The sequence below is a fragment of the Microbacterium thalassium genome, assembly GCF_014208045.1.
Taxonomy (GTDB): domain Bacteria; phylum Actinomycetota; class Actinomycetes; order Actinomycetales; family Microbacteriaceae; genus Microbacterium; species Microbacterium thalassium.
The window spans coordinates 2729260-2747554 of sequence record NZ_JACHML010000001.1 but is presented as its reverse complement, the minus strand read 5'-3'; the positions used below and the strand labels follow the sequence as shown (position 1 = coordinate 2747554).

Genomic DNA, 18295 nt, shown 5'->3' with positions numbered 1-18295 from the left:
CGGCCGCCGCCGCGCCGGCGCGATCGATCAGCCGACGAGGATGATCCCCTGCTTGGTGTCGGACATCTTCACCCAGCCGTCGCCGAACAGGAACGTCATCCCGTACCCGTCGGCATCCGTCGCGATCGTTGTCTCGGGGTTCTCCGTGATGTACACGCCCTGCTCGTCCTCCTCGCGGATCCAGCCCTGCGAGAGCAGGCTGTCCTGCGCGGTCACGGCGGAGTCGGCGTCGATCGGCGACCAGCCGAACATCTGCAGGTGATCGCCCGCCTGAGCCTCGTAGTCGGCCCACACGCAGAGCACGCCGTCGGCGAGCTCGACCTCGCCCGCCCAGAACGGCTGCTCCTGGTACGTCCAGCCGATGCTGGCGAAGTCGGCGACGGTCGAGGCGGGGAGCATCGACTCGCACGTGACCTCGGTCGCGTCGCCGGCCGGCGCCGGCTCGGGCGTCGACTCCGGCTCGTCGGCTACCGCGATGGGGGTCTCGGAGACCGCGGCGGTGGGCTCTGCTTCGGGGTCGGCTGCGGTCGAGCAGGCGGTCACGGCGAGCATCGCGCCCGCGACGAGGACGGATGCGCCGAGGCGACGGAGGGGGAAGGACATCGAATGGCTCCGGAGGGGGGTAGGGGTCAATCGGGGGAGTGGACGAGCTCGAGGAAGGACTGGTGGAGGACGCCGTTGGTGGCGAGGGCGGAACGGGCCGACAGCGTGTCTTCGCCGTCGAAGGAGGTGAAGCGGCCGCCCGCTTCGTGGACGATCGGGACGTGCGCCGCGATGTCGTACTCCTTGACGTCGAACTCGGCGACGAACTCGAGGCGGCCCTCGGCGAGCAGCATGTAGGGCCACGCGTCGCCGTACCCGCGGTCGCGCCACACGGCGCGCGACAGGCGGATCAGGGCGTCGAGATGACCGGCGTCGTCCCACTGGGCGATGCTCTGGAAGCTCGCGCTCGCCTCGTCGAGCGAATCGACGTCCGACACGCGGATGCCGCGCACCTCGCCGTCGACGGTGCGCGTCCAGGCGCCCTCGCCCGTCGCGGCCCACCAGCGTCGGCCGATCGCCGGCTGGCTCACGACGCCCACGCGCGGGACCCCGTCGATCTCGAGGGCGATGAGCGTGGCCCACATGGGGATGCCCTTGAGGTAGTTCGCGGTGCCGTCGATGGGATCGATGATCCACTGCCGGGCGGAATCGCCCGTGCGGCCGAACTCCTCGCCGAACACCCCGTCCGCCCCTCGTTCGGCTGTCAGCAGCTCGCGGATGGCCCGTTCGGTGGCGAGATCGGCCTCGGTGACGTGGGTCGCATCGGCCTTGAGGCTCACCTCGAGATCGGCCGCGTCGAAGCGCGCCATGGACGCCGCGTCCGCCGCGTCGGCGAGCCGCAGCGCCAGGGCGAGGTCGCCCGCGAGATCGCCGTGGAAGGGCGCATCGAAGGCTGCTGTGTCGGGCGCGGGGGGCACAAGCTCAAGGATACCTGGGTGAGGGGCCTTCGATTTCGCGTGTGGCCGATCGCCTGGTAATGTAATTCCTCGGTTCGCCGCGAGGCGGACGACGCGCCTCTAGCTCAATCGGCAGAGCAACTGACTCTTAATCAGTGGGTTCAGGGTTCAAGTCCCTGGGGGCGCACCACACACGAAGAGCGGTCCCGGACGGGGCCGCTCTTCTGCGTCTGCGGGCGCTGCGGACGACGGCGGCGAAGGTCGCGAAACGGTAACGACCGACACGCCGAGTGCGGTGCGGCTTGACCCCGCGTCCGGTTTCTGCCTACATTTGCCACGACCTGAATCGGATTTCAGGTTGTACCCCTTCCAATGGTGAAAGGCACGCACATGCGGGTTACGAAGAAGTTCCTCCTGGGGTCCGCGGTTGCCGCGACAGCGCTCGTCCTTGCGGCGTGCGCGCCGACGAGCGACTCGGGCTCCGAGACCACCGACGACGTCATGGCCGAGGTCACGGTCGGCATCGTCACGAGCGAGTCGGGCGCGCTGGCCAGCTACGGCGAGCAGTACCTCGACGGTTTCAAGGCCGGTCTCGACTACGCCACCGACGGCACGGGCGAGATCAACGGCACGACGATCAACGTCGAGTACCGCGACGACGGCGGTGACGCGGACAAGGCGGTCACGGCCGTCAAGGAGCTCATCGGCTCCGGCGTCAACATCATCGCCGGCACGGTCTCGTCGGGCGTCGCGCTCTCGGTCGCCGAGCAGGCCGACCAGAACAAGGTGCTCTACATCTCGGGTCCGGCTGCCGCCGACGCGATCACGGGCGTCAACGAGTACACGTTCCGCTCGGGCCGCCAGAGCGCGCAGGACGTCGCCACGGCCGGTACCTTCCTCGACGACATCGAGGGCAAGACGGTCACCGTCTTCGCGCAGGACACCGCGTTCGGCCAGGGCAACCTCGCCGCCGTCGATGCGATCCTGGGTGCCCAGGGCGCCGAGGTCGACTCGATCCTCGTCGCCGAGGACATCACCGAGTTCACGCCGTTCGCGCAGCAGGTGCTCGACGGTTCCCCCGACCTCGTCTTCGTGGCGTGGGCCGGTGCGACCTCGGGTGCGATGTGGCAGGCGATGAGCCAGCAGGGCGTCCTCGACGAGATCCCGGTCGTGACCGGCCTCGGCGACATCGCCACCTACGGCGCCTACGGCGAGGCATCCGAGAAGATCAACTTCCTGAACCACTACTTCTCGGGTGGCCCCTCGAACGAGGTCAACGACGCGATGGTCGAGGCGATCGAGGCCGAGGGCGGCGAGGCCGACCTCTTCAGCCCCGACGGCTTCAACGCTGCGCTCATGATCGTCCACGCGATCGAAGAGGGCCAGGGCGACGTCGACGCGATGATCGCATCGCTCGAGGGCTGGGAGTTCGAGGGCCCGAAGGGCACGATGACCATCCGTGCGAGCGACCACGCTCTCATCCAGGAGATGTACCAGGTCAAGCTCGTCGCGGACGGTGACGCGTTCATCCCCGAGCTGATCGACACCGCCGACGCCGACGCGGTCGCCCCCGCCGAAGCGCAGTAACACCGAGGCAGGCAGCACAGCAATGAGCACCTCAGTCCCGTCCGCACTCCGCGTCGAAGGCCTCGGCCTGCAGATCGGCGGTGCGACCATCCTGAAGGATGTCGACCTCGACGTCCCCGCGGGTTCGCTCGTGGGCGTCATCGGCCCCAACGGCGCAGGCAAGACCACGCTCTTCAACGTGGTCTCCGGCCTGATGACCCCCACGGCCGGGCGCGTCCTGATGAACGGCGAAGACGTCACCTCGCAGTCCGTGGCGGCGCGGTCGCGGGCGGGACTGGGGCGCACATTCCAGACCTCGAGTCTGTTCCCCCGCCTGACCGTCCTCGAGAACGTGCGGCTGGCCGCACAGGTCTCGCTGGGCGGATCGGGCTCCCTCTTCCGATTCCCCCGACGCTCGGACGCCGCTTCACAGCGCGCCCTCGAGACGCTCGAGATCGTCGGACTCGCACACAAGGCCGGCGCCTACGCCGGCGACATCTCGCACGGCGACAAGCGCAAGCTCGAGATCGCCGTGCTGCTGGTGACCGACTCGTCGCTCGTGCTCCTGGACGAGCCGATGGCCGGCGTCGGCTCCGGCGACGTCCCCGGACTCGTCGAGAACATCCGGGACATGCAGCGCGAGAAGAACTGCACCGTGCTCATGGTCGAACACCACATCGACGTGCTCATGGGCCTCGTCGACAAGGTCGCGGTCATGTACTTCGGCAGCATCATCGCCTTCGACACACCGCAGAAGATCATGGAGGATCCGATCGTGCAGAGCGCCTACCTGGGGTCGGCGGCATGAGCGCCGGCAGCATCCTGGAGGTCACGGACCTGAAGTGCTCGATCGCCGGCCAGCAGGTCGTCGAGAAGGTGACCTTCTCGGTCCCCGCCACCGGCATCACCGCGGTGCTCGGCCGCAACGGCGTCGGGAAGACGTCGACGCTGCGCGGCATCCTCGGCCTCATCCACCGACGCGGCGAAGTCCGCCTCGCGGGGGAGCGGATCGACACGCTCCCCACCCACAAGATCGTCCAGCGCGGTGTCGGATACGTGCCCGAGGACCGCGAGGTCTTCGCCAAGCTCAGCGTCGCCGAGAACCTCGCGCTGGCCGAGCGGCAGAAGAACCCGCGCCGCGAGTTCGTCGCCGACCTGTTCCCCGACCTGGTCGCGCGCAAGGACCAGCCCGCGGGTACCCTCTCGGGCGGGCAGCAGCAGATGGTCTCGGTCGCTCGTGCGCTCATGAACGACAACCAGCTGCTCCTCGTCGACGAGCCCACCAAGGGTCTCGCCCCGAAGATCGTCACCGAGGTCGCCGACGCGCTCGCCGAAGCGGCCAAGACCGTCCCCATCCTCCTCGTCGAGCAGAACCTCGATGTCGTGCGGCGCCTCGCGACCGACGCCATCGTCATCAGCGGCGGCCGCGTGGTGCACACCGCGCCCACCCTCGAGATCCTCGACGACCCCGAGCTCACCCAGCGCCTGCTGGGCGTCCACGCGGAGACCCACGCATGAGCACTCTCGTCCTCACCCTCGTCACCGGCGTCGGCCTCGGCGCCCTCTACTTCCTCGTCGCCAGCGGACTGAGCCTCATCTACGGCCTCATGCACGTGCTGAACTTCGCCCACGGCGCCTTCCTCACCCTGAGCGCGTTCATGGGCTGGTTCGTGGCCCAGGCCCTCGGCACCGCGTCGTGGGGTTCGTTCCTGCTGTCGATCCTCGTCGGAGCGGTCGTGGGCGCGGTCTTCGCCACGTTGACCGAACTCGTCCTGATCCGCCCGCTCTACGAGCGGCACATCGAACAGGTGCTCGTCACCGTCGGCCTGTCGCTCGCGGCCGTGGCCCTCTTCGAAGGGCTGTGGGGCTCCGACGCGATCAACATCGCGGGCCCGCCGTGGCTGACGCAGACCACCGAGATCCTCGGGGCCCGCATCCCGAACAAGTACTGGATCCTCATCATCGCCGCGATCATCGTGCTGGCAGCGCTCGTGATCTTCCTCCAGAAGACGCGCTACGGCATGATCATCCGCGCCGGCGTCGAGAACCGGTCGATGGTCACCGCGCTCGGCATCGACGTGCGCAAGTCGTTCACCCTCGTGTTCGCGATCGGCGGCGCGGCAGCCGGCATCGGCGGTGTCCTGGCGATGCACTACACCAGCTACGTGTCTGCCCACATGGGGGCGACGCTGCTGATCTTCGCCTTCATCGTCACCGTCGTCGGCGGTCTCGGCTCGCTCACCGGAGCGGCCATCGCCTCGGTGCTGGTCGCGGTGCTCCAGCAGGTGGCGAACACGTATCTCGGCGGGACCGGCGACTTCATCGTCGTCATCCTGCTGGCGGTCGTGCTCCTGGCACGCCCGACCGGACTTCTCGGGAGGAAGGCATGACCACCACCAGCTCCATCGTGATCCCCCGCACCGTCGAGGGATGGCGCCGGTACATCCCGGTCGCGGTCGGCGTCGCGCTCGTGGCGTTCATGGCCGTCCTGCCGCTGCTGAACATCGACATCCCGGGCTTGCTGCCCACGCCCACGTACCAGCCGGGCGCCCTCGCGCTGCTGTCGCTGTGCATGGTGTTCGCGGCGCTCGCGCTGTCGTACAACCTGCTGCTGGGCTCGGCCGGCATGCTCTCGTTCGGCCACGCGCTGTACTTCGGCGCCGGCGCCTACGGGCTCGGCATCGCACTCGAGCACTTCGGCGTGCCGCTCTGGCCGGGCGTGTTCATCGCGCTCATCGGCGGCATGGTGATCGCCCTCGCGACCGGCGCCGTCTCGATGCGCGTCTCGGGCATCCCGTTCGCGATGGTGACGCTCGCCTTCGCGCAGGCCGGCTCCGTGCTCGTCCGGCGCAACTCCGACGTCACCGGCGGTGAAGAGGGCCTGAGCCTCAACACCGACGGCGTCCCGGAGTTCCTCATCGGCGTCATCAACACCCGCAACCTGTACTGGTTCAGCCTCGCGGTGCTCGTCATCGTGTACCTCGTCGCCCTGTGGGTCGACACGTCGCGGCTCGGCCACCTGGCGCGGGCCACGCGCGAGAACGAGCAGCGCGTGCGCGTCCTGGGGCTCAGCCCCTACCTCGTCCGGCTCGTCGTGTTCGTGGTCGCCGCCGCCCTGGCGAGCCTCGCGGGCGTGGCGTACATGCTGCTCCAGTCGGGAACCGTGCCGCGATCGGTGTCGGCAGATCTGACGATCACCGTCCTCGTGATGGTCGTTCTCGGTGGCGTGGGCTTCCGGTGGGGTGCCATCGTGGGAGGCGTGCTGTACACGCTGCTCGACCAGCGCCTGACCGTGCTGGCCGGATCCGAGGCCATCGAGTCGCTGCCCGAGATCCTGCGCATCCCGCTGTCGGAGCCGCTGTTCCTGCTCGGAACGCTGTTCATCCTCGTGGTGATGTTCCTGCCGGGCGGCATCGCGGGCACGGTCGACAAGATCGCACGCCGCCGGCGCGGCGAGCACACGCGCTCCAGCCTGCACACGCTCGACGACGCCGAGGACGAGGTCATCCGGGAGGAGGCCCGCGTATGACGTGGGAGGACGGCCTCGACGACGGTGCGCACACGATCGGCCGCTGGCTGATCGACCGCGCCGCCGCCTCGCCCCGCCGTGTGGCGATCGACGACCGGGGCGTGTCGATGGACTACGCCACGCTCGCCGGCCGCGCGACGGGGCTGGCCGACCGCTTCCGCGCCGCCGGCTACGGACCGGGGGACCGGTTCGCGACGGTGTCGGGCAACTCCAGCGACCATGTCGTGGCGTTCTTCGCATGCGCTCTGTCCGGCGTCGCGTTCGTGCCGCTGTCGTGGCGGCTGACGCCGCGAGAGCTCGCGGACGTCATCGCACGGACCGACCCCGCGCTGCTGCTGGTGGAGGAGGAGTACCGCTCGCTCGCCGACGCGTCGCTGCGATCCATGACCGAGCCGCCGCTGATGGTCGCTCTCGGCACCACCGGGGTCGAGGCGGCGATCCCCGAGGCGGCCGACCGCGTGACGCCCCGCCCGGTGCGCGACGACGACCCGCTGATGATCATCTTCACCTCCGGCAGCGAGGCTGCGCCGAAGGGCGTCGTGCTCACGCACGCGAACTGCTTCTGGACGAACCTGGCGCTCGCCCAGGCGCTGCCCCTGACGAAGGACGACGTCGTCCTGGCGGTGCTTCCCCAGTTCCACGTCGCCGCCTGGAACTGCCAGCCGCTGCTGGCCTGGTGGGTCGGGGCGACCGTGGTGCTCGAGCGCTCGTTCCAGCCCGAGCGGGCGCTGCGCCTGATCGCCGACCGCGGCGTCACATCGATGATGGGCGTGCCGACGCAGTACGCGATGCTCGGCCGGGACGACAGCTGGCGGGACGCCGACGTGTCGTCGCTGCGCATCGCGCTGGTCGGCGGTTCGACGATGTCGGATGCCGTGCGGCAGCAGTGGGCTGACCGGGACGTCGCGCTCACCCAGGGGTACGGGCTCACCGAGGCGGCGCCGAACGTCCTGCACCTGCCGGCGACCGAGGCCGAGAGCCACCCGGGCGCCGTGGGGCGTCCGTACGCGCATGTCTCGGCCGTCCTCGCCGACCCCGAGACCGGTCTGGTGCTCGAGGGCGAAGCGACCGGCGAGCTGTGGGTGCGCGGCCCGAGCGTGTTCGCCGAGTACCTCGGCGATCCCGAGGCGACCGAGGCCGCGTTCGTGGACGGCTGGCTGCGCACCGGCGATCTCGCGCACCGCGACGCGACCGGCACGTATCGCATCGTCGACCGGCTCAAGGACATCTTCATCTCGGGCGGCGAGAACGTCGCCCCGGCCGAGGTCGAGCACGCGCTGCGTCTGCATCCGCTCATCGATCAGGCGGCCGTCGTCGGCGTCCCCGATCCGGTGTGGGGCGAGCGCGGGGTCGCGTTCGTCGTCCCCGCGCGGGGAGCGGTGCTCTCGGTCGACGAGGTCATGGCGCACGCGCGCCGGAACCTCGCGGCGTTCAAGGTGCCGATCCGCGTCGAGTTCGTGACGGAGCTGCCGCGCGCCACGATCGAGAAGGTGGCCAGGCCCCGGCTGCGCGAGCGCGCGCTCCGGCTGATGGGGGAGGAAGAGCATGAGCCTTCACGATGACATCGCCGACGAGGACCAGGAGCTGATCTCGCCGGCCACCGGCAGGCCCCTCACCAAGCGCGGCGAGGCGACGCGGCGGCGCCTCCTCGAGGCGGCCGAGATCGTCTTCGCGGAGCAGGGCTACCACGAGGCCTCGATCGTGAAGATCACCGAGCGTGCGGGGATCGGGCTGGGCACGTTCTACCTCTACTTCGACTCGAAGCAGTCGATCTTCGAGGCGCTCGTGATCGACCTCAACCGACGCGTGCGGCACTCGATGTCCGAGGCGATGGAGGGCGCGTCCTCGCGGCTCGAGGCCGAGCGCGCCGGATTCGCCGGATTCTTCCGCTTCACCGCCGAGCACCCGGCGCTGTACCGCGTCGTGCGCGAGGCCGAGTTCGTCTCGCCCGAGGTGCTGCGCCTGCACTACACGCGCATCGTCGAAGGGTACGAGGCGGGCCTGCGGGCGGCGCAGGAGGTCGGCGACGTCGACCCGGCGCTCGACCCCGCGACCACCGCGTGGGCCCTCATGGGCATGGGCGAGCTGATCGGCATGCGCTTCCTCCTGTGGGAGCGCGATGCACACGGCCGCCCGCCCGCTGAGCTCGACCCGGCCGTCTTCGACGCCATCTCACGCTTCATCGACAACGCCCTCGCTCCGCGAGCACCACAGGAGGATCAAGGATGATCGAACAGGACCTGGCCGGCAAGCGCGCCCTCGTCACGGGCGGTGCCAGCGGCATCGGACTCGCGTGCGCGCAGGAGTTCGCCGCGCGCGGCGCGCACGTGATCATCGCGGACTTCAACGCAGAAGCCGCGAACGCCGCCGCCGCCGAACTCGGCGGCGAGGCGTGGGTCGCGGATCTGGCCGACACGGCCGCGCTGGACACGCTCGAGCTCGACATCGACATCCTCGTGAACAACGCCGGCATCCAGCGGGTGAGCCCGATCGAGGATTTCGACCCCGACGCCTTCCGGCTCATCCTGCGCCTCATGCTCGAGTCGCCGTTCCTGCTGATCCGTGCCGCGCTGCCGAAGATGTACGAGCGCGGCTGGGGTCGGATCGTGAACATCTCGAGCGCCCACGGGCTGCGCGCCTCCGCGTACAAGTCGGCCTACGTGTCGGCCAAGCACGGACTCGAGGGACTGTCGAAGGTGACCGCGCTCGAGGGCGGCGCGCACGGCGTCACCAGCAACTGCATCAACCCCGCATACGTCCGCACACCGCTGGTCGAGAAGCAGATCACCGACCAGGCGAAGGTCCACGGCATCCCCGAGAGCGAGGTCGTCGAGAAGATCATGCTCACCGAGACGGCCGTCAAGCGCCTCGTCGAGGCCGACGAGGTCGCGTCGCTGGCGGGCTGGCTCGTGTCGGACAAGGCCGGCATGGTCACGGGTGCGTCGTACACGATGGACGGCGGATGGACCGCACGATGACGGGTCACGACTATCGCGAGATCGACGTCCCCGTCGACGGGGGTCTGCTGCACGCCGGCGTGTGGGAGCCCACGGAGCCCGCAGAGGGGAATCCGACCGTCCTGGCCGTCCACGGCATCACCTCGTCGCACCTGGCCTGGCCGTTCGTCGCGCGGCGCCTCCCGGGCGTGCGCATCGTGGCGCCCGACCTTCGCGGCCGTGGCCGCAGCAACGGCATCGAGGGCGCTGCGGGCATGGCCGCCCACGCCGACGACCTCGCCGCCCTGCTCGACGCCGTCGGGATCGACCGGACCGTCGTCGTCGGCCACTCGATGGGCGGCTTTGTCTCGCTCGTCTTCGCCCACCGGCATCCCGAGCGCGTGTCGCGCGTGCTGCTGGTCGACGGCGGCCTGCCGCTCGACGTGCCCGCGGGACTCGACACCGACACCCTGGTGGCCGGCATCCTCGGACCGACCGCGCAGCGTCTGTCGATGCGGTTCGCCGACGTGGGGGAGTACCTCGACTTCTGGCGCAAGCACCCGGCGTTCGGCGAGGCGTGGTCGGACGACCTCGAGCGCTACCTCGCCTACGACCTCGTCGACGACGGCGAGGGGGCGTTCCGCCCGGCGACGAGCTACCGCACGACGGCGGACGACACCGTCGACATGAACACCGGATCCGCCCTTCCGGAGGCCCTCGCGGCCATCGCGCACCCGGTCCGCCTCATCACCGTCCCGCGCGGTCTGCAGAACGAGCCTCCCGGTCTGTACGCTCCCGAGCACATCGAGCGGATGCTGGCGGCCTACCCGTCCGTTCAGCACGAGCGGGTCGATGCCGGCCTCAACCACTACACGATCGTGATGTCGGATGCGGGCGCCGAGGTCGTCGCCGCCGCCGTCCAGGAGGAGCTCGCCGCCGTCGACGCGCGCGTGTAGCGCCGCGACGTCAGCGCGCCGCCGCCACGCGCGTCGTCAGCTGGTGCGCATGGGCCAGCAGCGTGCGCCCGAGTTCCGCGACCCGCTCGGGCGGGAAGCGGAACTCGGCGCCGGTGAGGCTCAGCGCCCACTGCGGGTGCCCCTCGCGGGTGAACACCGCCGCTCCCATGCCCCAGCTGCCCTCGACGATCAGGCCGGGGTTCACCGCGAACCCTCGCGCCTGCGTCTCGCGGAGTCGTGCGCGCAGCCGGCTCTCGCTGTGGGACGCGCCCCACGCATCGCTGAGCTCGGGGTGGCGGGCGAAGTAGCTGTCCACATCGTGAGGCGGCAGGAAGGCGAGGATCGCGAGTCCCGCCGACGCCACGCCGAGCGGAAAGCGCACCCCCTCCGACAGCACGAACGAGCGGATGGGGAAGCTGCCCTCTTCGCGCACGAGGCACACCGTCTCGTCGCCGCGGCGGACCGACAGGAACGCACTCTCCTCGGTGCGCACCGCGAGCGAGCGCACGATGTCGCGCGCGACGCCGGTGATGTCGTAGCGGGATGCCGCGACGCTGCCCATGAGGTACAGCTCGGGCCCCGGCATCCAGCGGCCGGTCGACTCGTCCTGGTCGACGAGGCCCTCGTTGCGCAGCGCCGTGAGCAGCCGGTGCGCGGTCGGACGCGTGAGGTCGGCCTGGCGTGCGAGATCGGCGACGCTGCCGCCGTCGTTCCCTGCCGAGGTCACCAGGCGCAGCAGGCGCGCCGCGCGGGCGACCGACTGCGCCCCAGGCACCGATCGCGCAGAATCCGTGCTGTCCACGATATGGACACTATCGATCGGATCCTCCACATGGCAAACGCCGGGATGCGGTGCGCGCAGCGGCGGGTGAGGATGGGACCTGAATCACCGCGCGCGTTTGAGCAAAGGAGCACACGTGATCGACAAGACCTGGACGTCTGCGGCCGAGGCCGTCGCCGACATCCCCGACGGAGCCTCGCTGGCCGTCGGCGGATTCGGACTGTCCGGCAATCCCATCGCCCTCATCGAGGCGCTGCTCGCGCAGGGCACGAGCGACCTCAGCATCGTCAGCAACAACTGCGGCGTCGACGACTGGGGGCTGGGCGTCCTGCTGAACGCCAAGCGCATCCGCAAGATGACCTCGTCGTACGTCGGCGAGAACAAGGAGTTCGAGCGGCAGTTCCTCTCGGGCGAGCTCGAGCTCGAGCTCACGCCGCAGGGCACGCTCGCCGAGAAGCTGCGCGCCGGCGGATCCGGCATCGCGGCGTTCTTCACGCAGACCGGCGTCGGCACCCAGGTCGCCGAGGGCGGACTGCCCCGCAGGTACAGCCCGGACGGCTCGATCGCCGTGGCGTCGCCCGTCAAGGACGTGCGCACCTTCGACGTGAGCGGCCGCGATCGCGACTACGTGCTCGAAGAGGCGATCGTCACCGACTTCGCCCTCGTCCACGCCCTCCGCGGCGATCGCCACGGCAACCTCGTCTTCAACAAGGCCGCGCGCAACTTCAACCCGCTCGCCGCAATGGCCGGCCGCGTGTGCATCGCGCAGGTCGAGGAGCTCGTCGAGCCGGGCGAGCTCGACCCCGACACCATCCACCTGCCCGGCATCTACGTCCACCGCATCGTCGAGGTGGGCAGCGGCATCGAGAAGCGCATCGAGCGCCGAACCGTCACCGCCACGGAAGGAGCCTGAACATGGCACTCACCCGCAATGAGATGGCCGCGCGCGCGGCGGCGGAGCTCGCCGACGGCGCATACGTCAACCTCGGCATCGGCCTGCCCACGCTCGTGCCGAACTACGTCCCCGCGGGCGTCACGGTCGTGCTGCAGTCCGAGAACGGCATCCTCGGCGTCGGGCCCTACCCGACCGAGGAGAACGTGGATCCCGACCTCATCAACGCCGGCAAGGAGACCGTCACGGTGCTCCCGGGCGCGGCGTACTTCGACTCGGCGACCAGCTTCGGCATGATCCGCGGCGGCAAGATCGACGCCGCCATCCTCGGCGCCATGCAGGTGTCGGCGACCGGCGACCTCGCCAACTGGATGATCCCCGGCAAGATGGTCAAGGGCCCCGGCGGCGCGATGGACCTCGTCCACGGCGCCGGCAAGGTCATCGTGCTCATGGAGCACGTCGCGAAGGACGGCTCGGCCAAGATCGTGAACTCGTGCTCGCTGCCGCTGACCGGCCGCGGCGTCGTCGACCGCATCATCACCGACCTCGCCGTCATCGACGTCACCGACGACGGACTCGTCCTCGTCGAGACCGCGCCGGGCGTCTCGGTCGACGAGGTCATCGCGGCGACCGAGCCCGAACTGACCGTCTCGAACGCACTCACGGTGGAGGCATGATGAACATCAGCGACGACATCGTCATCGTCGCCGCGGCCCGCACGCCCCAGGGGCGGCTGAAGGGCCAGCTGGCGTCGCTCACCTCGGTGCAGCTGGGCAGCGCCGCCATCCGCGGCGCGCTCGAGAAGGGCGGCATCCCGGCCGATGCCGTCGACGCCGTGCTCGTCGGGCAGGTGCTGGCGGCCGGTGCCGGGCAGAACCCCGCGCGCCAGGCGGCCATCGGCGCCGGCATCCCGTGGAACGTCCACGCCGGCTCCGTCAACAAGGTGTGCCTGTCGGGCCTGACGGCCGTCATCGACGCGGCGCGCATGCTCGCCCTCGGCGACGCGACGGTCGTGGTCGCCGCCGGCATGGAGTCGATGACGCGCGCCCCGCACATGCTGATGGGCTCGCGCGAGGGCTGGTCGTACGGCTCGATCGAGGTGCTCGACCACATGGCCTACGACGGCCTCACGGATGCGTATGACTGCGAGAGCATGGGCGCGTCGACCGAGCGGCACAACGAGCGCCTCGAGATCACGCGCGAGGACCAGGATGCCGTCGCCGCCCGCTCGCACCAGCGCGCGGCCGCCGCGACGGACGCCGGGGTCTTCGAGCCCGAGATCGTCCCGGTCGAGATCCCGCAGCGCAAGGGCGACCCCGTCGTCGTGACGCGGGATGAGGGCATCCGCCCCTCGACCACCGTCGAGACGCTCGCGGGTCTGCGTCCGGCGTTCGCGGGCAACGGCTCGATCACCGCGGGCAACTCGTCGCAGATCTCGGACGGCGCATCGGCGGTCGTGCTGACGACGCGCGCGCACGCGGACGAGAACGGATGGGACGTCCTCGCGGTCGTCGGCGCTGCGGGCCAGGTCGCCGGACCCGACAACTCGCTGCACGCCCAGCCGGCGCGCGCGATCGAGAAGGCCTGCGCCAAGCAGGGCATCACCCCCGCCGACCTCGACGTCGTCGAGATCAACGAGGCGTTCGGCGCGGTCGTCGCCCGCTCGCAGCGCGAACTCGGGCTGTCCGACGACATCGTGAACCCGCACGGCGGCGGCATCGCGCTCGGCCACCCCATCGGGGCCTCCGGCAACCGTCTCGTCGTGCACGCCGTGCACGAACTGGTCCGCCGGGGAGGCGGGACGGCAGCGGTGTCGCTGTGCGGCGGCGGCGGTCAGGGCGACGCGCTCATCCTCACCCGCTGAGAGGCAGCCCGGATCAGCCGCGCAGATGACGGCGCATGATGGCGGCCTCGTGCCCGGAGATCGGAGAGTCTTCGGGTGCGAGGACGCCGTGCCGTGCGCGCCGCACGTCGACGATGGCGCCCACGACGAGGGCGACGCTGATGCCCCAGCTGAGCCAGCCCAGCGCCGTGCGCCACGTGAACTGCTCCTCGCGCAGCGAGCGCAACAGGGTGGAGGCGCCGGAGATGGCGCTGAACAGACCGGTCGTGAACAGGTAGGTGCGCATGCACCCACGCTAGCGGCAGGAACGGCCGGGAGCACGGCGCTGTTAGCCTGGCAGACGGAAAGCTCGATCCGGGAGGCCCCGTGACCACCGCAGATTTCGTCGTCGTCGCCAATCGACTCCCTGTCGATCGGGTGACCGGACCCGGAGGCGACAGCTGGCGCCGCTCGCCGGGAGGGCTCGTCACCGCGCTCGAGCAGGTGATGAAGAAGGTCGACGGTGCATGGGTCGGCTGGCCCGGGCGCGCCGACCTCGACGTCGAGCCGTTCGACTTCGACGGCACGCTCCTCGTCCCGGTGAAGCTCTCGTCCGACGATCTCGAGAACTACTACGAGGGATTCTCGAACGACACGATCTGGCCGCTCTATCACGACGTCATCGCCGCTCCCCGCTATCGACGCGTGTGGTGGGACAGCTACGTCCGCGTGAACCGGCGGTTCGCGGAGGCGGCCGCCGCCGCGGCGGCCGACGGCGCGACGGTCTGGGTGCAGGACTACCAGCTGCAGCTCGTGCCGCGCATGCTGCGCGAGCTGCGGCCCGACCTCACGATCGGCTACTTCCACCACATTCCGTTCCCCGCATACGGGCTCTACTCGCAGCTTCCCTGGCGACGCCAGGTGATCGACGGACTGCTGGGCGCCGACGTCATCGGGTTCCAGCGAGTGGCGGATGCCGGCAACTTCGCGCGCGCCGTGCGCCGCATCCACCACTACACGACCAAGGCCTCGGGCATCACGATCCCGCTCCAGGACGGCGGGCACCGCATCGCGCTGGCGAAGGCCTTCCCGATCTCGATCGACGCGGACGGGTACATCGAACTCGCCGAGCGTCCGGACATCCAGGCGCGCGCGGCCGAGATCCGCGAGAGCCTGGGCAACCCCAAGAAGATCCTGCTCGGCGTCGACCGGCTCGACTACACCAAGGGCATCCGCCACCGCATGAAGGCGTTCGGCGAGCTGCTCGAGGACGGTCGCGTCGAAGTGGGCGACGTCACCCTGGTTCAGGTCGCGAGCCCCAGCCGCGAGCGCGTGCAGGCCTACGCCCAGCTGCGCGACGAGATCGAACTGACCGTCGGACGCATCAACGGCCAATTCGACACGATGACCAACACCGCGATCCGGTACCTGCACCAGTCCTATCCCCGCGAGGAGATGGTGGCGCTGTTCCTCGCGGCCGACGTCATGCTCGTCACGGCGCTGCGCGACGGCATGAACCTCGTCGCGAAGGAGTACGTCGCCACGCGGCTCGACAACCGCGGCGTGCTCGTGCTGAGCGAGTTCGCCGGCGCCGCCGACGAGCTCGCGAGCGCCGTGCGCATCAACCCGCACGACATCGACGGCATGAAGGACGCCATCGTCCGCGCGATCGACATGCCCGCCGCCGAGCAGGGGCGGCGCATGCGGGCCCTGCGCCGCAAGGTGCTCGAGAACGACGTCGCGCGCTGGACGCGCGACAACCTCGACGCGCTGGATGTCGCGCGCCAGGCCAAGCTGCGCGAGCAGGCGTCGGCATGAGCGCGGATGCCGCTGCGGACGCGATCGCCCGACTGGCCGCCGTCCCGAAGCTGCTGATCGCCCTCGACTTCGACGGCACGCTGTCACCGCTCGTCGACGAGCCGATGACGGCGCGCATGCTGCCCGAGTCGCGCCGTGCGGTGGAGGCGCTGCTGGACGCACCGGGCACGGTCGTGGCGCTGGTGTCGGGGCGCACCCTCGGCGACCTGCGCGTCATCTCCGAGCACGGCGACGACTCGCGCATCTACCTCGCCGGATCCCACGGAGCCGAGCTGTGGGTGCCGGGGGAGGGACCGGTCGGCGTCCTCGACGACGCCGAGCACGTCGCCCTGCGCGACACGCTGCGAGAGCACGCCGAGGCGGCCACCGCCGGAATGGACGGTGTGTGGATCGAGCCCAAGGCGTTCGGGTTCGGCGTCCACACGCGCACCGCCGACGCGGCCACGAGCAGCGCCGCGAACGATGCGGTCGACGCCATCGTCGCCGCCGAAGCCCCGCACTGGCGCCGGCGCACGGGACACAACATCGTCGAGTACGCGTTCCGCCACGAGGGCAAGGACTCCGCGGTCGCGGATCTGCGCGGGATGACGGATGCCGACGCCGCGCTGTTCGCCGGCGACGACGTCACCGACGAGGACGCGCTGCGCAGTCTCGGACCCGGCGACGTCGGCGTGCACGTCGGCTCGCGCGACGACACCGCCGCGACCGTCATCGTGCCCGACATTCCCGCGTTCGCGGACATGCTGTCCGCACTTGCGCGGACGCGGGTCATAGAGCAGAACCGGGACGCCTGACGGGAATAGACTTCGAGAATGCCTGAGTCGAACAGCAACATCGACATCAAACCCCGCAGTCGCGTCGTCACCGACGGAATCGAGGCGACCACGTCGCGCGGCATGCTCCGCGCCGTCGGCATGGGCGACGCCGACTGGGACAAGCCCCAGATCGGCATCGCGTCCAGCTGGAACGAGATCACCCCCTGCAACCTGAGCCTGGATCGACTCGCCCAGGGCGCCAAGGAAGGCGTCCACGCCGGCGGCGGCTACCCGCTCCAGTTCGGCACCGTCTCGGTCTCGGACGGCATCTCGATGGGCCACGAGGGCATGCACTTCTCCCTCGTGTCGCGCGAGGTCATCGCCGACTCGGTCGAGACCGTCGTCCAGGCCGAGCGGCTGGACGGCACCGTGCTGCTCGCCGGCTGCGACAAGTCGATCCCCGGCATGCTGATGGCCTCGGCGCGCCTGGATCTGTCCAGCGCGTTCCTCTACGCGGGGTCGATCGCGCCCGGGTTCGTCAAGCTCTCGGACGGCACCGAGAAGGACATCACGATCATCGACTCGTTCGAGGGCGTCGGCGCATGTCTGGCCGGACGCATGAGCGAGGAGGACCTCAAGCGCATCGAGTGCTCGTTCGCACCGGGTGAGGGCGCGTGCGGCGGCATGTACACCGCCAACACGATGGCATCCGTCGCCGAGGCCCTCGGGCTCAGCCTTCCGGGCTCGGCCGCGCCTCCCGCGGCCGACCGCCGCCGCGACTACTTCGCGCACCGCTCCGGCGAGGCCGTGGTGAACCTGCTGCGCCAGGGGATCACCACGCGCGACATCCTCACCAAGGAGGCGTTCGAGAACGCGATCGCGCTGGCGATGGCGCTCGGCGGCTCGACGAACGTGGTGCTTCACCTGCTCGCCATCGCACACGAGGCCGAGGTGGAGCTGAGCCTGCACGACTTCAACCGCATCGGCGACAAGGTGCCCCACATCGCCGATATGAAGCCGTTCGGCAAGTACGTCATGAACGACGTCGACCGTCACGGCGGCATCCCGGTCATCATGAAGGCGATGCTCGACGAGGGACTCCTCCACGGCGATGCGCTGACGGTCACCGGGAAGACGCTCGCAGAGAACCTCGCCGACCTCGACCCCGACCCCATCGACGGAGAGGTCGTGCACACGCTCGACGATCCGATCCACGCCACGGGCGGGCTCACGATCCTGCATGGCTCGTTCGCCCCCGAGGGGGCCGTCGTGAAGACGGCGGGCTTCGACGCCAGCGTCTTCGAGGGCCCGGCCCGCGTCTTCGAGCGCGAGCGCGGGGCGCTCGACGCCCTCGCCGCCGGCGAGATCGAGGCGGGCAGCGTGGTGGTCATCCGCTACGAGGGCCCCAAGGGCGGCCCCGGCATGCGCGAGATGCTCGCGATCACCGCCGCCATCAAGGGCGCTGGGCTCGGAAAAGATGTACTACTCTTGACGGACGGCAGATTCTCAGGCGGCACAACCGGCCTGTGCATCGGCCACATAGCACCCGAAGCGGTGGACGCTGGTCCGATCGCCTTCGTGCGCGATGGTGATCTGATACGGGTCGATATCGCGGCTCGCACTCTCGACCTACTCGTCGACGACGCAGAGCTGAGCTCCCGCCGGGACGGCTGGGAGCCCCTTCCCCCGCGCTATACCCGTGGCGTCCTTGCCAAGTACTCCCGTCTCGTGCGCTCTGCAGCCCAGGGCGCCGTCACGGGCTGAACGGCGTCCAGACACAAACCCTCCGAGTCATAGAGGA

The 18295-nt window shown here is 70.1% G+C and carries 19 protein-coding genes and 1 tRNA gene; 16 read left to right on the top strand and 4 right to left on the bottom strand.

Translation table 11 applies throughout. The features are described from left to right. Positions 1–27: 27 nt before the first annotated feature. Together HD594_RS12745 and HD594_RS12740 are read right to left on the bottom strand one after the other, a co-directional pair. The gene (locus tag HD594_RS12745) at positions 28–603 is read right to left on the bottom strand and encodes a hypothetical protein (protein WP_184751311.1); all 576 of its coding nucleotides are present in this window, start codon (positions 601–603) and stop codon (positions 28–30) included. Between the two features lie 26 nt (positions 604–629). After that, positions 630–1460: an inositol monophosphatase family protein gene (locus tag HD594_RS12740; protein WP_184751310.1), complete on the bottom strand. Its 831-nt coding sequence runs from the start codon at positions 1458–1460 to the stop codon at positions 630–632. A 93-nt stretch (positions 1461–1553) separates the two neighbouring features. Here HD594_RS12740 and HD594_RS12735 point away from each other — a divergent pair. The 10 genes from HD594_RS12735 to HD594_RS12690 all read left to right on the top strand — a co-directional run bounded on the left by HD594_RS12735 (position 1554) and on the right by HD594_RS12690 (position 10426). Then, a tRNA-Lys gene (locus HD594_RS12735) sits at positions 1554–1629 on the top strand. Between the two features lie 200 nt (positions 1630–1829). Continuing rightward, on the top strand, positions 1830–3026 hold the full coding sequence (locus HD594_RS12730; protein WP_184751309.1) for a substrate-binding domain-containing protein: 1197 nt from the start codon (positions 1830–1832) through the stop codon (positions 3024–3026). A 22-nt stretch (positions 3027–3048) separates the two neighbouring features. Next, a complete protein-coding gene (locus HD594_RS12725) occupies positions 3049–3813 on the top strand; it encodes an ABC transporter ATP-binding protein (protein WP_184751308.1) in 765 nt (254 codons plus the stop codon). Then, positions 3810–4523, top strand: coding sequence for an ABC transporter ATP-binding protein (locus tag HD594_RS12720; protein ID WP_184751307.1), 714 nt, complete (start codon positions 3810–3812; stop codon positions 4521–4523). The genes HD594_RS12725 and HD594_RS12720 overlap by 4 nt, the downstream gene beginning before the upstream one ends. Continuing rightward, the gene (locus HD594_RS12715) at positions 4520–5395 is read left to right on the top strand and encodes a branched-chain amino acid ABC transporter permease (RefSeq protein ID WP_184751306.1); all 876 of its coding nucleotides are present in this window, start codon (positions 4520–4522) and stop codon (positions 5393–5395) included. Before HD594_RS12720 ends, HD594_RS12715 begins: the two co-directional genes overlap by 4 nt. After that, complete coding sequence (locus tag HD594_RS12710; RefSeq protein ID WP_184751305.1) at positions 5392–6534, top strand: branched-chain amino acid ABC transporter permease; 1143 nt, start codon at positions 5392–5394, stop codon at positions 6532–6534. The genes HD594_RS12715 and HD594_RS12710 overlap by 4 nt, the downstream gene beginning before the upstream one ends. Beyond that, positions 6531–8096, top strand: a complete 1566-nt coding sequence (locus HD594_RS12705; RefSeq protein WP_184751304.1) for a class I adenylate-forming enzyme family protein — start codon at positions 6531–6533, stop codon at positions 8094–8096. Before HD594_RS12710 ends, HD594_RS12705 begins: the two co-directional genes overlap by 4 nt. After that, positions 8080–8763 carry a TetR/AcrR family transcriptional regulator gene (locus HD594_RS12700; RefSeq protein ID WP_184751303.1) on the top strand — a complete coding sequence of 228 codons (684 nt, stop codon included), beginning with the start codon at positions 8080–8082 and terminating at the stop codon, positions 8761–8763. The genes HD594_RS12705 and HD594_RS12700 overlap by 17 nt, the downstream gene beginning before the upstream one ends. After that, positions 8760–9512: a 3-hydroxybutyrate dehydrogenase gene (locus HD594_RS12695; RefSeq protein ID WP_184751302.1), complete on the top strand. Its 753-nt coding sequence runs from the start codon at positions 8760–8762 to the stop codon at positions 9510–9512. The genes HD594_RS12700 and HD594_RS12695 overlap by 4 nt, the downstream gene beginning before the upstream one ends. Continuing rightward, positions 9497–10426: an alpha/beta hydrolase gene (locus HD594_RS12690; RefSeq protein WP_246414038.1), complete on the top strand. Its 930-nt coding sequence runs from the start codon at positions 9497–9499 to the stop codon at positions 10424–10426. The genes HD594_RS12695 and HD594_RS12690 overlap by 16 nt, the downstream gene beginning before the upstream one ends. Before the next feature lie 10 nt (positions 10427–10436). Here the strand turns inward: HD594_RS12690 and HD594_RS12685 are convergent, their stop codons facing one another. Then, a complete protein-coding gene (locus HD594_RS12685) occupies positions 10437–11228 on the bottom strand; it encodes an IclR family transcriptional regulator (RefSeq protein ID WP_184751301.1) in 792 nt (263 codons plus the stop codon). Positions 11229–11343: 115 nt separating this feature from the next. On the opposite strand from HD594_RS12685, the gene HD594_RS12680 reads away from it, so the two are divergent. The 3 genes from HD594_RS12680 to HD594_RS12670 are packed head-to-tail and all read left to right on the top strand — an operon-like array spanning position 11344 to position 13963. Next, the gene (locus HD594_RS12680; protein ID WP_184751300.1) at positions 11344–12120 is read left to right on the top strand and encodes a CoA transferase subunit A; all 777 of its coding nucleotides are present in this window, start codon (positions 11344–11346) and stop codon (positions 12118–12120) included. A 2-nt stretch (positions 12121–12122) separates the two neighbouring features. After that, positions 12123–12776 carry a 3-oxoacid CoA-transferase subunit B gene (locus tag HD594_RS12675; RefSeq protein WP_184751299.1) on the top strand — a complete coding sequence of 218 codons (654 nt, stop codon included), beginning with the start codon at positions 12123–12125 and terminating at the stop codon, positions 12774–12776. Then, positions 12776–13963: an acetyl-CoA C-acetyltransferase gene (locus HD594_RS12670; RefSeq protein WP_184752847.1), complete on the top strand. Its 1188-nt coding sequence runs from the start codon at positions 12776–12778 to the stop codon at positions 13961–13963. The genes HD594_RS12675 and HD594_RS12670 overlap by 1 nt, the downstream gene beginning before the upstream one ends. A gap of 13 nt (positions 13964–13976) precedes the next feature. On the opposite strand, the gene HD594_RS12665 is transcribed toward HD594_RS12670, so the two are convergent. Continuing rightward, positions 13977–14228 carry a hypothetical protein gene (locus HD594_RS12665; protein WP_184751298.1) on the bottom strand — a complete coding sequence of 84 codons (252 nt, stop codon included), beginning with the start codon at positions 14226–14228 and terminating at the stop codon, positions 13977–13979. 80 nt (positions 14229–14308) lie between these two features. On the opposite strand from HD594_RS12665, the gene HD594_RS12660 reads away from it, so the two are divergent. The 3 genes from HD594_RS12660 to ilvD are packed head-to-tail and all read left to right on the top strand — an operon-like array spanning position 14309 to position 18258. Next, positions 14309–15739, top strand: a complete 1431-nt coding sequence (locus tag HD594_RS12660; RefSeq protein ID WP_184751297.1) for an alpha,alpha-trehalose-phosphate synthase (UDP-forming) — start codon at positions 14309–14311, stop codon at positions 15737–15739. Continuing rightward, complete coding sequence (otsB, locus tag HD594_RS12655) at positions 15736–16533, top strand: trehalose-phosphatase (protein WP_184751296.1); 798 nt, start codon at positions 15736–15738, stop codon at positions 16531–16533. Before HD594_RS12660 ends, otsB begins: the two co-directional genes overlap by 4 nt. 18 nt (positions 16534–16551) lie before the next feature. Further along, positions 16552–18258, top strand: a complete 1707-nt coding sequence (ilvD, locus tag HD594_RS12650) for a dihydroxy-acid dehydratase (protein ID WP_184751295.1) — start codon at positions 16552–16554, stop codon at positions 18256–18258. The last annotated feature ends 37 nt before the right edge of the window (positions 18259–18295 follow it).